Origin of the sequence: Pseudomonas sp. CP4 (assembly GCF_047758505.1) — a bacterium.
GTDB classification, from domain to species: Bacteria; Pseudomonadota; Gammaproteobacteria; order Pseudomonadales; family Pseudomonadaceae; genus Aquipseudomonas; species Aquipseudomonas fluorescens_AO.
In genome coordinates, this window is the sequence record NZ_CP180489.1 from 5549438 (window position 1) to 5564878 (window position 15441).

13 protein-coding genes are annotated in these 15441 nt (G+C 60.6%); all 13 read right to left on the reverse strand.

All coding sequences use genetic code 11. From position 1 onward, the window contains the following. Positions 1 to 6 precede the first annotated feature (6 nt). On the reverse strand, positions 7 to 1539 hold the full coding sequence (nuoM, locus tag ACMYUN_RS25010; protein WP_016775285.1) for an NADH-quinone oxidoreductase subunit M: 1533 nt from the start codon (positions 1537 to 1539) through the stop codon (positions 7 to 9). 39 nt (positions 1540 to 1578) lie between these two features. Continuing rightward, positions 1579 to 3432 carry an NADH-quinone oxidoreductase subunit L gene (gene nuoL / locus ACMYUN_RS25015; protein ID WP_024013419.1) on the reverse strand — a complete coding sequence of 618 codons (1854 nt, stop codon included), beginning with the start codon at positions 3430 to 3432 and terminating at the stop codon, positions 1579 to 1581. Next, positions 3429 to 3737 (reverse strand): NADH-quinone oxidoreductase subunit NuoK, encoded by a 309-nt coding sequence (gene nuoK / locus ACMYUN_RS25020; protein WP_003180046.1) that lies wholly within the window; start codon positions 3735 to 3737, stop codon positions 3429 to 3431. The genes nuoL and nuoK overlap by 4 nt, the downstream gene beginning before the upstream one ends. Before the next feature lie 3 nt (positions 3738 to 3740). Next, positions 3741 to 4241 carry an NADH-quinone oxidoreductase subunit J gene (gene nuoJ / locus ACMYUN_RS25025; protein ID WP_007951462.1) on the reverse strand — a complete coding sequence of 167 codons (501 nt, stop codon included), beginning with the start codon at positions 4239 to 4241 and terminating at the stop codon, positions 3741 to 3743. A gap of 9 nt (positions 4242 to 4250) precedes the next feature. Beyond that, on the reverse strand, positions 4251 to 4799 hold the full coding sequence (gene nuoI, locus ACMYUN_RS25030) for an NADH-quinone oxidoreductase subunit NuoI (RefSeq protein WP_016775283.1): 549 nt from the start codon (positions 4797 to 4799) through the stop codon (positions 4251 to 4253). Positions 4800 to 4810: 11 nt separating this feature from the next. Further along, complete coding sequence (nuoH, locus tag ACMYUN_RS25035) at positions 4811 to 5818, reverse strand: NADH-quinone oxidoreductase subunit NuoH (protein WP_016775282.1); 1008 nt, start codon at positions 5816 to 5818, stop codon at positions 4811 to 4813. Then, positions 5815 to 8529: an NADH-quinone oxidoreductase subunit NuoG gene (nuoG, locus tag ACMYUN_RS25040; protein WP_415762077.1), complete on the reverse strand. Its 2715-nt coding sequence runs from the start codon at positions 8527 to 8529 to the stop codon at positions 5815 to 5817. The genes nuoH and nuoG overlap by 4 nt, the downstream gene beginning before the upstream one ends. 136 nt (positions 8530 to 8665) lie before the next feature. Then, positions 8666 to 10021 carry an NADH-quinone oxidoreductase subunit NuoF gene (gene nuoF, locus ACMYUN_RS25045; protein WP_129999551.1) on the reverse strand — a complete coding sequence of 452 codons (1356 nt, stop codon included), beginning with the start codon at positions 10019 to 10021 and terminating at the stop codon, positions 8666 to 8668. Continuing rightward, a complete protein-coding gene (gene nuoE / locus ACMYUN_RS25050) occupies positions 10018 to 10515 on the reverse strand; it encodes an NADH-quinone oxidoreductase subunit NuoE (protein ID WP_003223804.1) in 498 nt (165 codons plus the stop codon). The genes nuoF and nuoE overlap by 4 nt, the downstream gene beginning before the upstream one ends. 2 nt (positions 10516 to 10517) lie before the next feature. Beyond that, complete coding sequence (gene nuoC, locus ACMYUN_RS25055; protein ID WP_415762078.1) at positions 10518 to 12302, reverse strand: NADH-quinone oxidoreductase subunit C/D; 1785 nt, start codon at positions 12300 to 12302, stop codon at positions 10518 to 10520. A gap of 69 nt (positions 12303 to 12371) precedes the next feature. Further along, the gene (locus ACMYUN_RS25060; RefSeq protein WP_016775278.1) at positions 12372 to 13046 is read right to left on the reverse strand and encodes a NuoB/complex I 20 kDa subunit family protein; all 675 of its coding nucleotides are present in this window, start codon (positions 13044 to 13046) and stop codon (positions 12372 to 12374) included. A 10-nt stretch (positions 13047 to 13056) separates the two neighbouring features. Beyond that, positions 13057 to 13470 (reverse strand): NADH-quinone oxidoreductase subunit A, encoded by a 414-nt coding sequence (locus ACMYUN_RS25065; protein ID WP_003223812.1) that lies wholly within the window; start codon positions 13468 to 13470, stop codon positions 13057 to 13059. Between the two features lie 645 nt (positions 13471 to 14115). After that, positions 14116 to 15441 (reverse strand): isocitrate lyase, encoded by a 1326-nt coding sequence (gene aceA / locus ACMYUN_RS25070; protein ID WP_003223815.1) that lies wholly within the window; start codon positions 15439 to 15441, stop codon positions 14116 to 14118.

Consider the following 15441-nt stretch of genomic DNA (forward strand, 5'->3'; position numbering starts at 1 on the left):
GCGCTCTTACCGGGCCGAAGCGAGTTGAGAGAAGGCGGTGCCGAGCCACTGCTGCACGCCATGCATGGTGGCGGCAGAGGTGTCGAGGAACGGTTGCGGATAGACGCCGAGGTAAATCAGCAACACCGCCAGACCGAGCACCATGATCAGTTCGCGCGCGTCCATGCCGTGCAGCACCGCGTCGGATTTCGACGGGCCGAAGTAGGCACGGTGGATCATGATCAGCGAGTAGACCGAACCGAACACCAGACCGGAAGTAGCAATCGCCGTGACCCATGGAGCGCTGGCGAACGAGCCGATCAGGATCAGGAATTCGCCGACAAAGTTGCCGGTACCCGGCAAGCCCAGCGACGCCGCAGCGAAGAACAGGCTGATCGCCGGCAGGTACGCGATACGCGACCACAGACCGCCCATCTCACGCATGTCACGAGTGTGCAGACGCTCGTACAACTGACCGCTGAGGATAAACAGTGCCGCTGCCGACAGACCGTGCGCGAGCATCTGGATCACTGCGCCTTGCAGCGCCAGTTGGCTGCCGGAGTAGATGCCGATCAACACGAAGCCCATGTGGGAAACGGAAGAGAAGGCAATCAGACGCTTGATGTCGGTTTGGGCGAACGCCAGGAACGCGCCGTAGAAAATCCCGATCAGACCGAGGGTCATGGCGATCGGCGCAAACTCAGCCGAAGCGTTCGGGAACAGCGGCAGGGCGAAACGCAGAAGACCGTAGGCCGCAGTTTTCAGCAGGATACCGGCGAGGTCGACGGAACCGGCAGTCGGTGCCTGGGCGTGAGCATCAGGCAGCCAGGAGTGGAACGGAACCACTGGCAGCTTGACCGCGAAGGCGATGAAGAAGCCGAGCATCAGAATGTACTCGGTGGTCATCGACATCTTGGTTTTCAACAGGTCGGCGTAGTTGAAGGTGATCACGCCGGTGTTGTTGAAGTTGACCAGCACCAGACCGAGGATCGCCACCAGCATGATCAGGCCGGACGCCTGAGTGAAGATGAAGAACTTGGTCGCTGCGTAGATCCGGGTTTTCTTGCCGTCCGAAGAACTGTGACCCCAGAGCGCGATGAGGAAGTACATCGGCACCAGCATCATTTCCCAGAAGAAGAAGAACATGAACAGGTCGAGGGCGAGGAACACACCAACGACGCCGCCCAGGATCCACATCAGGTTCAGGTGGAAGAAGCCAACGTGACGTTGAATCTCTTTCCACGAGCAAAGTACCGAGAGGATACCCAGCAGGCCGGTCAGCAGGATCATCAACAGCGACAGGCCGTCGAGGGCCAGGTGCACGTTGATGCCGAAACGCTGGATCCAGACATGCTTGAACTCAAGCGCCCAGGTCGGATCGGCGCCCGGCGCCGGTGCGAATGAATAGTCACCGTGGGCCCACAGCCAGAGGCCGAGTGCGAGTTCCAGGGTCATGGTCAACAGCGCAATCCAGCGCGGGAGGGTAGCGCCGAAGCGCTCACCCATCCAGCACAGCAGGCCGCCGATGAAGGGGATCAGGATTAGCCAAGGCAGAATCATGACGGGCTCGTTTCCTTTCGCAAATTCGCAAGGTTCATATCAGACCGCTACCAGCACGATGGCGCCGATCACCAGCACGGCACCAGCAGCCATCGAAGCAGCGTACCAACGCAGTTGACCGGTCTCGGTGCGGCTCAGGGCAGTGTGACCACCCTTGGCCATACGCGGGATCAGACCGATGGTCTGGTCGAGCGGGTCTTTGCGCAGTACATGGCTGATCGCAAGGTACGGCTTGACGAACAGTTTGTCGTAGATCCAGTCGAAGCCCCAGGCAGCGAACCACCAGGCCGAAAGGAAACGGCCGATGCCGCTGTTGGCGATTGCCGTGACGAAGCGACGCTTGCCAAGGAACAGCAGCGCTGCCAGCAGGATACCGGCCAGGGCGATGGCGCCCGAGGCGATTTCCAGACTGTGCTTGGCTTCGCCACCGGCATGGCCAACGCTTTGCGGCAGTACGCCGTGCAGCGGTGGCACGATCATCGCGCCGACGAAAGTCGACAGCACGATCAGTACCGACAATGGCAGCCAGTGAGCAATGCCGTGGCCGGCGTGGGCTTCGGTCTTGGCTTCACCGTGGAACGCGATGAAGATCAGGCGGAAGGTGTACAGCGACGTCATGAACGCACCGACCAGACCTGCGTAAAGCAGACCCTGGTTACCGCTGGCGAACGCTTCCCAGAGGATTTCGTCCTTGGAGTAGAAACCTGCGGTAACCAGTGGCAGAGCGGCCAGCGCGGCACCACCGACGATGAAGCTGGCGTAGGCCAGTGGCAGTTTCTTCCACAGACCGCCCATCTTGAAAATGTTCTGCTCGTGGTGGCAGGCAACGATCACCGCACCGGAAGCAAGGAACAGCAGGGCCTTGAAGAAGGCGTGGGTCATCAGGTGGAAGATCGCGCCTTCCCAGGCGCCAACGCCCAGCGCCAGGAACATGTAGCCGATCTGGCTCATGGTCGAGTAGGCGAGGATACGTTTGATGTCGGTCTGTACCAGCGCGGCGAAACCGGCCAGTACCAGGGTCACGCCACCGACGATGCCGACGAGGTGCAGGATGTCCGGCGCCAGCGCAAACAGACCGTGGGTACGGGCAATCAGGTAGACACCGGCGGTCACCATGGTCGCGGCGTGGATCAGTGCCGAAACAGGGGTAGGGCCGGCCATCGCATCCGCGAGCCAGGTTTGCAGCGGCAGTTGCGCCGATTTACCGACAGCACCGCCGAGCAGCATCAGGGTTGCCAGAACGATCCAGAAGTCGCCGACCTTGAAGTGCTCCGGCGCACGTACCAGCAGTTCCTGGACGTTCAGCGTGCCCAGTTGCTGGAACAGGATGAACAGGCCGATGGCCATGAACACGTCGCCGATGCGGGTGACGATGAACGCCTTGAGTGCCGCGTTACCGTTGTTGCGGTTGCTGTAGTAGAAACCGATCAACAGGTACGAGCACAGGCCCACGCCTTCCCAGCCGAAGTAGATGAACAGCAGGTTATCGCCGAGGATCAGGAACAGCATGCTGGCGATGAACAGGTTGGTGTACGAGAAGAAGCGCGAGTAACCGTCTTCACCACGCATGTACCAGGACGCGAACAGGTGGATCAGGAAGCCGACGCCGACGACCACACCGAGCATGGTCACCGACAGGCCATCCAGGTACAGCGCGAAGTTCGGCTGGAAACCTTCCACCGACATCCAGCGCCACAGCACCTGGGTGTACACGCCACCCTCCGGCGGTGCGACGTTGAATTGCCAGATCACGTAAGCGGTGACGATGGCCGACAGGCCGATCGAGCCGACACCGATCAGTGCCGAGAGGTTTTCCGAGAAGCGGCCGCGCGAGAACGACAGCAACAGGAACCCGATCAGAGGGAATACGAAAGTCAGAAAGAGTAGGTTCATCCGCGCATCTCACTGGCAGCGTCGATATCGAGCGTGTGGAAGCGGCGATACAGTTGCAGCAGGATCGCCAGACCAATACTGGCCTCGGCTGCGGCAAGGCTGATCACCAGGATGAACATGATCTGTCCATCCGGCTGCGCCCAGCGGGCGCCCGCGACGATGAAGGCCAGGGCAGAGGCGTTCATCATCACTTCCAGACTCATCAACACGAACAAAATGTTGCGGCGGACCATCAGGCCGACCAGACCAAGGCAGAACAGGATGCCGGCGACGGCCAGTCCATGTTCGAGAGGGATAGCAGGCATGTCTTACTCCTTCGCCTCGTTACGGCCCAAATGGAACGCCGTGACGGCCGCAGCAAGCAGCAGCATCGAGGCGAGTTCGACCACCAGCAGGTACGGGCCGAACAGGCTGATGCCCACGGCTTTCGCGTCTACGGTGGTGTGGCCGATGGCCTGGCCGCTCTGGTGAGCGAACAGCACATACAGCAGTTCGGCCAGCAGCAGCGCGGCAAGAATCACCGGCCCCGCCCAGATGCCGGGCTTGAGCCAGGTGCGTTCCTGCTGCACCGAGGCGGGACCGAGGTTGAGCATCATCACCACGAACACGAACAGCACCATGATGGCGCCGGCGTAGGCGATCACTTCCAGCACACCGGCGAAAGGCGCGCCGAGAGCGAAGAAAGTCATGGCCACGGCGATCAACGAGATGATCAGGTAGAGCAGGGCGTGCACGGGGTTGGTGTTGGTGACCACACGCAGCGTGGACACCACAGCAATACCCGATGCGAAATAGAAAGCGAATTCCATCGTTCTTCCTTAAGGCAGCAAGCTCTTCACGTTGATCGGTTCGGCTTCGTTCTGCGCAGCGCCTTTCGGCTTGCCAGCGATTGCCATACCTGCAACACGATAGAAGTTGTAATCAGGGTTTTTGCCGGGGCCGGAGATCAAAAGATCTTCTTTCTCGTACACCAGGTCCTGACGTTTGAACTCGGCCATCTCGAAATCCGGGGTCAGCTGGATCGCGGTGGTCGGGCAGGCTTCCTCGCAGAGACCGCAGAAAATGCAGCGCGAGAAGTTGATCCGGAAGAAGTCCGGGTACCAGCGACCGTCTTCGGTTTCAGCTTTCTGCAGCGAGATGCAACCCACCGGGCAGGCCACGGCGCACAGGTTGCAGGCTACGCAGCGTTCCTCGCCATCGGGGTCGCGGGTCAGGACGATGCGGCCACGGTAACGCGGCGGCAGGTAGACCTGCTCCTCTGGGTATTGCAGGGTGTCGCGCTTGCGAAAGCCATGGCCGAAGACCATGACCAGGCTGCGCAACTGGGTACCGGTACCCTTAACGATGTCGCCAATATATTTGAACATGGGTCAAATCCTCACTGAACCGCAACCGCAGGCGTGTTCATCAACACAACCGCAGCGGTCACCAGCAAATTGATCAGGGTCAGTGGCAGGCAGAATTTCCAGCTGAAATCCATCACCTGGTCATAACGCGGACGCGGGATGGAAGCGCGCAGCAGGATGAACAGCATGATGAAGAACGCGGTCTTCAGTGCGAACCAGACGAAGGACAGTTGCGGCAGGATGCCGAACGGACCGTGCCAGCCACCGAAGAACAGGGTGACCAGCAGCGCCGAGATCAGGATGATGCCGATGTATTCACCGACGAAGAACATGCCCCATTTCATACCGGCGTATTCAATGTGGTAACCGTCGGCCAGTTCCTGTTCCGCTTCCGGCTGGTCGAACGGGTGACGGTGAGTCACGGCGACGCCCGCGATGAAGAAGGTACAGAAGCCGAAGAACTGCGGAATGATGAACCACAGGTTCTGTGCCTGGTATTCGACAATGTCGCGCATGTTGAACGAGCCGACCTGCACCACGATGCCCATCAGCGCAAGGCCCATGAACACTTCGTAGGACACGGTCTGCGCCGAGGCACGCAAGCTGCCGAGCAGGGCGAACTTGTTGTTGCTCGACCAGCCGGCGAACAGCACCGCGTACACCGACAGACCGGCCATGGCGAAGAAGAACAGCAGACCGATGTTCAGATCCGCCACGCCCCAGGTCGGGGTGATCGGGATGATCGCAAAGGCAATCAGCAGGGCGGACATGGCCACCACCGGCGCCAGGGTGAAGATCACCTTGTCGGCAAACGGCGGGGTCCAGTCTTCCTTGAAGAACATCTTCAGCATGTCGGCGGCGATCTGGAACATGCCGAACGGGCCAACGCGGTTCGGACCGTAACGGTCCTGCCACCAGCCCAGCAGGCGACGTTCGACAAAGCTCAGCAACGCGCCTGCGACCACCACGGCCAGCAGGATCACGATGGCTTTGATGACCGTCAGGATCACATCGATCACTTCAGGGGTGAACCAGGTCATTGCGCTGCCTCCTGCAGACCGTCGACGGACACGCCGGCGAATGCCGGTGGAATGCCGGCGATGCCCGCAGGCAATGCCACCAGACCGGCGCCCAGTTCTTCATTGATGCGCAGCGGCAGACGCAATGTCTGACCGGCGACGTTCAGGCTCAGCAGGGCACCGTCGTTGACGCCGAGGCGATCCGCTTCGGATTTCGCCAGCGCGACGTAAGGTGCCGGAATGCGTTCCTGTACCGGGGCGGCTTTCGAAGAGTTTTCTTCGCTGCCGAACAGGTGGAAGAACGGCACGGCTTGCCAGGTACCCGGCGCCGGGTTGAATGCACGCGGCGCAGCAGCGAACCAGTTCAGCGAATCGCCAGTGCTTTCGATCAGGCGGGTGCCCGGATCGCCAGCGCGCAGGTGACCACCGACTTCGTCCTGGAACTTGTTCCACGCTTGTGGCGAGTTCCAGCCCGGCGACCATGCGAATGGCACCTGCTGACGCGGTTCGGCGGAGCCCGAGTAACCTTCCATGGAGAAGGCGAAGGCGGTGTCCTGGTCTTGCGGGGTGCGTGGTTCGTGAACGCTGATATCGGCGCGCATGGCGGTGCGCCCGGAATAACGCAGCGGCTCACGGGCCAGTTTCAGACCCTTGATGCGGAAAGCAGCCGACGGTGCAGCATCGACGATACGTGCCAGTTGCGCGGTGCTCGAAGCCACGGCAGCGGTGACGTGGTCGAGTTGCGTCCAGTCGATCGCCTGGTTCAGCAGGGTCGCGCGCAGGGCGTGCAGCCAGCGCCAGCCTTCGTGCACCAGAATGCTCGCGTCCAGGTATTGCGGATCGAAAACCTGGAAGAAGCGCTGGGCGCGGCCTTCCTGGCTGACCAGCGTACCGTCGCCCTCGGCGAAACTCGCCGCAGGCAGCACCAGGTGCGCGCGATCGGTGGTGGCGGTTTTCTGATGGTCGGCAACAATCACCACTTTCGCGGCGTTCAGCGCAGCATCGACCTTGGCTTTGGCGGTGCGGGTGTACAGGTCGTTTTCCAGCACGACGATCGCGTCGGCCTTGCCATCGATGACCGCTTGCAGCGCGGCGTCGACCGATTCGCCACCGAGCATGGCCAGACCGAGGCTGTTGGCTTCCGGCACGATCAGGCTGATCGAACCGTTCTTCTCGCGCAGCTTCAGGGCTTTGGCGATGTTCGCGGCAGCTTCGATCAAGGCTTTGGAGCCCAGCGAAGTACCGGCGATGATCAGCGGACGCTTGGCCGCGAGCAGGGCATCGGCGATGCGCTGCGCCAGTTCCAGGGCTTCGGCGTCCAGACCTTCGACGGCCGGAGCGCTGGCATCCAGCGCGTGAGCCACGGCGAAACCGATGCGTGCCAGGTCATCTGGAGCGGCGTGTACGCACTCTTCGGCAACGTCGTCGAGCTTGGTTTCGGCGAGGCTGGCGATAAACAGTGGGTTCAGCGCGTGCTGACCGATGTTCTTCACCGCCGCGTCGAGCCAAGGCTGAACGCGCATGGCTTCGGCCATGTCTTCAGCCTTGCCCTTGACCGACTGACGCAGGGCCAGCGCCATACGCGCGGCGGTCTGGGTCAGGTCTTCGCCGAGGACGAAAATCGCGTCATGATCTTCGATGTCGCGCATGTTCGGCACTGGCAGCGGGCTGTCGTTCAGCACTTGCAGGACCAGACGGATGCGCTCCAGCTCGGAGGCTTCGATACCCGAATAGAAGTGCTCGGCACCGACCAGTTCGCGCAACGCGTAGTTGCTTTCAAGACTGGCGCGCGGCGAACCGATGCCGACGATGTTGCGTCCGCGCAGCAGGTCGGCGGCTTTGTCCAGCGCAGCGTCGAGGCTGAGCTTGGTGCCATCGGCCAGCAGCGGCTGACGTGGGCGGTCGGTGCGGTTGACGTAGCCATAACCGAAGCGGCCACGGTCGCAGAGGAAGTACTGGTTCACCGAACCGTTGAAACGGTTTTCGATGCGACGCAGCTCACCGTAACGCTCGCCCGGGGAGATGTTGCAACCGCTCGAGCAGCCATGGCAGATGCTCGGCGCGAACTGCATGTCCCACTTGCGGTTGTAGCGCTCGGAGTGAGTCTTGTCGGTGAACACACCGGTCGGGCAAACCTCGGTGAGGTTGCCGGAGAATTCGCTTTCGAGGGTGCCGTCCTCAACGCGACCGAAGTACACGTTGTCGTGGGCGCCGAACACACCGAGGTCAGTGCCGCCGGCGTAGTCTTTATAGAAACGCACGCAGCGGTAGCAAGCGATGCAGCGGTTCATTTCGTGGGAAATGAACGGCCCAAGTTGCTGGTTCTGGTGGGTGCGTTTGCTGAAGCGATAACGGCGCTCGTTGTGGCCGGTCATCACCGTCATGTCTTGCAGGTGGCAGTGACCGCCTTCCTCGCATACCGGGCAGTCGTGCGGGTGGTTGGTCATCAGCCATTCGACAACGCTGGCGCGGAACGCCTTGGATTCTTCATCGTCGATGGAGATCCAGGTGTTGTCGGTGGCCGGGGTCATGCAGGACATGACGATGCGACCACGGGTGTCGTTCTCGTCGGTGTACTGCTTGACCGCGCACTGGCGGCAGGCCCCGACGCTACCAAGCGCGGGGTGCCAGCAGAAATATGGAATGTCGAGGCCCAGCGACAGACATGCCTGTAACAGGTTGTCTGCCCCGTCGACTTCGAGCGCTTTGCCGTCTACGTGGATAGTGGCCATGGTTCAAAGGTCTTCGTTGGCCCGGTGTCAGCGGGCGTGGCTAATGGAATCTTGTTATGCGTCCGAATCCAAACAGCCCCGAAGGGCGTCATCGGACGAAAGGCGAAGGGCACGGACCCTTCGCCTTTTTAAGCGTTTACGCGCCGATTACGATCGGCCTTGCCAGAGGCGGGACGGCGGCGCTGACAGGCGCGATACCGGCTTCGAACTCTGGACGGAAGTATTTGATCGCGCTGCCCAATGGCTCCACGGCTCCCGGTGCGTGAGCACAGAAGGTCTTGCCCGGGCCGAGGAAACCGACCAGGCCCAGCAGCGTCTCGATGTCGCCTGGCTGGCCCTTGCCCTGTTCGATGGCCATCAGCAGCTTGACGCTCCATGGCAGACCATCGCGGCACGGGGTGCAGAAACCGCAGGATTCGCGAGCGAAGAACTGCTCCATGTTGCGCAGCAGCGAGACCATGTTGACGCTGTCGTCCACCGCCATCGCCAGACCGGTACCCATACGGGTGCCCACTTTGGCGATGCCGCCGGCATACATTTGTGCGTCGAGGTGCTCGGGCAGGAGGAAACCGGTACCGGCACCGCCTGGCTGCCAGGCCTTGAGCTTGAAGCCGTCGCGCATGCCGCCGGCATAGTCTTCGAACAGTTCGCGACCTGTGATGCCGAATGGCAGTTCCCACAGGCCCGGGTTCTTGACCTTGCCGGAGAAGCCCATGAGCTTGGTGCCCATGTCTTCGGAACCTTCGCGGGCCAACGATTTGTACCAGTCAACGCCGTCAGCGATGATCGCCGGCACGTTGCACAGGGTTTCGACGTTGTTCACGCAGGTCGGCTTGCCCCACACGCCGACGGCGGCAGGGAAGGGCGGCTTGGAGCGCGGGTTGGCGCGGCGGCCTTCGAGGGAGTTGATCAGTGCGGTTTCTTCACCGCAGATGTAACGCCCGGCGCCGGTGTGGACGAACAGCTCGAAATCGAAACCGCTGCCCAGAATGTTCTTGCCCAGCAGGCCGGCCGCCTTGGCTTCTTCCACGGCACGGTTGAGGTGCTTGGCGGCGGTGGTGTATTCGCCGCGCAGGAAGATGTAGCCACGGTAGGTTTTCAGCGCGCGGGCACTGATCAGCATGCCTTCGATCAGCAGATGGGGCAGTTGCTCCATAAGCATGCGGTCTTTCCAGGTGTTCGGCTCCATTTCATCCGCGTTGCACAGCAGGTAGCGGATGTTGATGGATTCGTCCTTGGGCATCAGGCCCCACTTCACACCAGTGGGGAAGCCTGCACCGCCGCGACCCTTGAGGCCGGCGTCTTTCACGGTCTGGACGATGGCGTCCTGATCCATGTCGGCGAAGGCTTTACGCGCAGCGGCGTAGCCGTTCTTGGCCTGATACTCGTCGAGCCACACGGCTTCGCCGTCATCGCGCAGACGCCAGGTCAGCGGGTGAGTCTCGGCCGAACGCTGAATGCGGTTGGCTGGACCAAAAGATGTCAGGGTCATACGTAGCCCTCGAGCAGTTTGGCCACGCCAGCAGGCTGCACGTCGCCAAAGGTGTCGTCGTCGATCATCAGCGCCGGCGCCTTGTCGCAGTTGCCGAGGCAGCAGACAGGCAGCAGGGTGAAACGACCGTCGGCGGTGGTCTGACCCAGGCCAATGCCCAGATTGTTCTGGATTTCGCTGACCACCGACTCGTGGCCACCGATGTAGCAGACCATGCTGTCGCAGACGCGAATGATGTGGCGGCCGACCGGCTGACGGAAAATCTGGCTGTAAAACGTCGCCACGCCTTCAACGTCGCTGGCCGGGATGCCGAGGATCTCGCCGATCGCGTAGAGGGCGCCATCCGGCACCCAGCCGCGTTCTTTCTGGACGATCTTCAGGGCTTCGATCGACGCCGCGCGCGGGTCTTCGTAGTGATGCAGCTCGTGCTCGATGGCCGAGCGCTCGGTTTCACTCAAGGTGAAACGGTCTGTCTGGATAAGCGTGCTGTTCATGCTTAGCGGTCCACGTCGGCCATAACGAAGTCGATACTACCCAGGTACGCAATCAAGTCCGCGACCATGCTGCCTTTGATCACCGAAGGGATCTGCTGCAGATGCGGGAAGCTCGGAGTACGGATCCGGGTACGGTAGCTCATGGTGCCGCCGTCGCTCGTCAGGTAATAACTGTTGATGCCCTTGGTCGCTTCGATCATCTGGAAGGATTCGTTGGCCGGCATGACCGGGCCCCACGAAACCTGCAGGAAGTGCGTGATCAGGGTTTCGATGTGCTGCAGCGTGCGCTCTTTGGGCGGCGGCGTGGTCAGCGGGTGATCCGCCTTGTACGGGCCTTCCGGCATGTTGCGCATGCATTGATCGATGATCTTGATGCTCTGGCGCATCTCTTCGACGCGAACCATGCAGCGGTCGTAGGCATCGCCGTTGACGGCCAGCGGCACTTCGAATTCGAAGTTCTCGTAACCCGAGTACGGACGCGCCTTGCGCAGGTCGAAATCGCAACCGGTCGAACGCAGGCCGGCACCGGTGACGCCCCATTCCAGGGCTTCTTTGGTGTTGTAGGCAGCAACGCCGATGGTACGACCCTTGAGGATGCTGTTCTGCAGGGCAGCCTTGGTGTATTCGTCCAGACGCTTGGGCATCCACTCGACGAAGTCCTTGACCAGTTTTTCCCAGCCGCGCGGCAGGTCGTGGGCGACGCCGCCGATGCGGTACCAGGCCGGGTGCAGACGGAAACCGGTAATCGCTTCGATTACCGTGTACGCCTTTTGGCGGTCGGTAAAAGTGAAGAACACCGGGGTCATGGCGCCGACGTCCTGGATGTAAGTACCCAGGAACAGCAGGTGACTGGTGATCCGGAAGAACTCGGCCATCATGATGCGGATGACGTCGACCTTCTGCGGCACCTTGATGCCGGCCAGCTTCTCGATCGAGAGCACGTACGGCAGGTTGTTCATCACGCCGCCGAGGTAGTCGATGCGGTCGGTGTACGGGATGTAGCTGTGCCAGGACTGACGCTCGCCCATCTTCTCGGCGCCACGGTGGTGGTAACCGATGTCCGGGACGCAGTCGACGATCTCTTCGCCGTCGAGCTGCAGAATGATGCGGAACGCACCGTGCGCCGAAGGGTGGTTCGGGCCTAGGTTGAGGAACATGTAGTCCTCGTTGGCACCGGAACGCTTCATGCCCCAGTCTTCCGGACGGAAACGCGCGGCTTCCTCTTCCAGCTGCTGCTTGGCGAGGTTGAGGCTGTATGGGTCGAATTCGGTGGCGCGCGCCGGGAAGTCCTTGCGCAGCGGGTGACCTTCCCACGTCGGCGGCATCATGATGCGCGACAGGTGCGGGTGGCCTTTGAAGTCGATGCCGAACATGTCCCAGACTTCGCGCTCGTACCAGTTGGCGTTGGGCCAGATGCTGGTGACGGAAGGCATGCTGAGGTCGCCTTCTGACAAGGCCACCTTGATCATCACGTCACTATTACGCTCCAGCGACATGAGGTGATAGAACACGGTGAAATCGGCGCCGGTCGGCAGCCCTTGACGCTTGGTGCGCAGACGCTCGTCCACGCCGTGCAGGTCATAGAGCATGACGTACGGCTTGGGCAGGTTGCGCAGGAAAGTCAGGACTTCAACCAGTCTGGCGCGGGCCACCCACAGCACCGGCATGCCGGTGCGGGTTGCCTGCGCGGTGAACGCTTCGGCGCCAAAACGGTTGTTCAGTTCGACGACCACATCCTGGTCGTCTGCCTTGTAAGGCGGGATGTACAGAGCACTGCCTGTAGTCATGGTTATTTTTTCGCTTTCGGTCAACGTAAAGAATGAAGCCAGCTTCTCGTTACTTGGAACAGAACTGGATCAGACTTCGTCAGGGCTGCGCAGATTGGTGACTGCGATTCGCTGTTCGCGGCGCTGTTCCTTCTGCGATGGCATGTCGGCGCGATAGACGCCTTGATCACCAACGACCCAGGAAAGCGGACGACGCTCCTGTCCAATCGATTCCTGCAACAGCATCAAGCCTTGCAGAAATGCTTCCGGACGGGGCGGGCAGCCAGGTACGTAGACGTCCACGGGCAAGAACTTGTCCACCCCTTGAACCACGGAGTAGATGTCGTACATGCCGCCGGAGTTGGCGCACGAACCCATGGAAATAACCCATTTCGGTTCGAGCATTTGCTCGTAGAGACGCTGAATGATCGGCGCCATCTTGATGAAGCAGGTACCGGCGATAACCATGAAGTCGGCCTGACGCGGCGAGGCCCGGATCACTTCGGCGCCAAAGCGCGCGATGTCGTGGGGCGCCGTGAAGGCGGTGGTCATTTCCACGTAGCAGCACGACAGACCGAAGTTGTATGGCCACAGGGAGTTCTTACGTCCCCAGTTGACCGCGCCACTCAGCACGTCTTCCAGCTTGCCCATGAAAATGTTTTTGTGGACTTGATCTTCTAACGGATCGGCAACGGTTTCCCGCTGGCCAATCGGATACTGCTCGTTAGGAGCATCGGGGTCGATCCTGGTGAGATTGTATTGCATTGCCAAAGCCTCATTGTTTCAGCTTCGCCTGCCGCTTGCGACGAGCTTCCGGAGCCCAGTCAAGGGCGCCCACTCGGAACAGGTAGACAAGACCTGCCAACAGAATTGCTATGAAAACGAGAGCTTCGACGAATCCGGTCCAGCCGCTTTCGCGGACGGACACAGACCATGCAAAGAGAAAGAGGGCTTCGATATCGAAGATCACGAAGAGCATCGCGACCAGATAGAATTTGGCTGAGAGCCGCAAGCGGGCGCCACCGGTAGGTAGCATGCCCGACTCGAACGGTTCGTTTTTGCTGCGACCCCAGGCTTTTGACCCGAGGAGGCTGGAGACGCCAAGCATGAAGGCACACAGGCCGACGACACCCAGAAGGAAAATGGCAAAGCCCCAGTTGTGGGCCATGAGTCCTGTCGCTTCGGGCATGCTGGTAATCCTTAACAGAGAGCAAAGGTCTCTGAGCTTGATAAAGAAATAAGGCAGTGACGATATGTCGCAGCAATCAATCGGGCTGATTTTATGGCTAAACACCCGGCAAGTAAAATTCCAAAGGCGAAATTATTTACCGGATTAAGGACATAGCGCTTGTCCGCAGCCCTGCGGCCCATGCGTTGCGGGCATTAGCCGGGTTTCCATCAATTATGTTTTGTAGGGTTTGTAACGAACATAGTTGCCGCTAAATGATAATTGATATCGTTTGGAGTGGTTTTGTAACTGTTTAACGAGTGAGTGGCTGGGAAGTTGTCTTACTTGCGCGTTACTGCAAGTAGCGAAGCCTACCGTTTTAGCGGAAATTTCTGACGGATGTACCGCTCTGGATCAATGTATTGATTCGCGATCACCCCCGACCCTGTGGGAGCGAGCTTGCTCGCGAATGCGGTTCATCATTCGACAGGGATAGTGACTGACATGACGCCTTCGCGAGCAAGCTCGCTCCCACAGGGGCGTTGTGGCGTTTGGGAGATTGTCTCAGGCAAAAAAAACGCCCCGATCCAGTCGGGGCGTCAGTCTTGCGGCTCTGCGGTTAGCTTTTTATTCGATCCGCAAAGGCCGTTTGCTCAGCGAAGCTTATCAGTGGAACTGTTCTTCTTCGGTCGAACCGGTCAGCGCGGTCACCGAGGACGAGCCGCCCTGGATCACGGTGGTCATGTCGTCGAAGTAGCCAGTGCCCACTTCCTGCTGGTGCGCAACGAAGGTGTAGCCCTTGGCGGCGTCAGCGAATTCCTGCTCTTGCAGCTTCACGTAGGCAGTCATGTCGTTGCGGGCGTAGTCGTGCGCCAGGTTGAACATGCTGTGCCACATGTTGTGAATGCCGGCCAGGGTGATGAACTGGTGCTTGTAGCCCATGGCGGACAGTTCGCGCTGGAACTTGGCGATGGTCGCGTCGTCCAGGTTCTTCTTCCAATTGAAGGAAGGCGAGCAGTTGTACGACAGCAGCTGGTCTGGGTATTCCTTTTTGATCGCTTCAGCGAAGCGACGGGCTTCTTCCAGATCCGGCTTGGCGGTTTCGCACCAGATCAGGTCCGCGTACGGCGCGTAAGCCAGGCCACGTGCGATCGCTTGATCCAGGCCGGCGCGTACCTTGTAGAAACCTTCTTGAGTTCGCTCGCCGGTCACGAACGGCTGATCGTACGGGTCGCAGTCGGAAGTCAGCAGGTCAGCCGCGTTGGCGTCGGTGCGGGCCAGAATGATGGTCGGCGTACCGGCCACGTCAGCGGCCAGACGGGCAGCGGTCAGCTTCTGTACAGCTTCCTGGGTCGGCACCAGAACCTTGCCGCCCATGTGACCGCATTTCTTCACCGAAGCCAGTTGGTCTTCGAAGTGAACGCCAGCGGCGCCGGCTTCGATCATGCTCTTCATCAGCTCGTAGGCGTTGAGTACGCCGCCGAAACCGGCTTCAGCGTCGGCCACGATTGGCGCGAAGTAGTCGATGTAGCCTTCATCGCCCGGGTTCTTGCCGGCTTTCCACTGGATCTGGTCAGCGCGACGGAACGAGTTGTTGATGCGCTTGACCACGGTTGGCACCGAGTCCACCGGGTACAGCGACTGGTCCGGGTACATGGATTCTGCGGAGTTGTTGTCCGCAGCCACCTGCCAGCCGGACAGGTAGATCGCCTGGATACCGGCCTTGACCTGCTGAACAGCCTGGCCGCCAGTCAGGGCGCCCATGCAGTTGACGAAATCTTTCTCTGGACGGAAGGACGGCTTGGCACCCTGGGTGACCAGGTTCCACAGCTTCTCGGCGCCCATCTTCGCGAAGGTGTGCTCAGGCTGAACCGAACCGCGCAGGCGGACCACGTCGGCAGCGGAGTAAGTGCGAGTCACGCCTTTCCAGCGCGGGTTCTCGGCCCAGTCTTTTTCGAGGGCTGCAATTTGCTGTTCGCGTGTCAGTGCCAT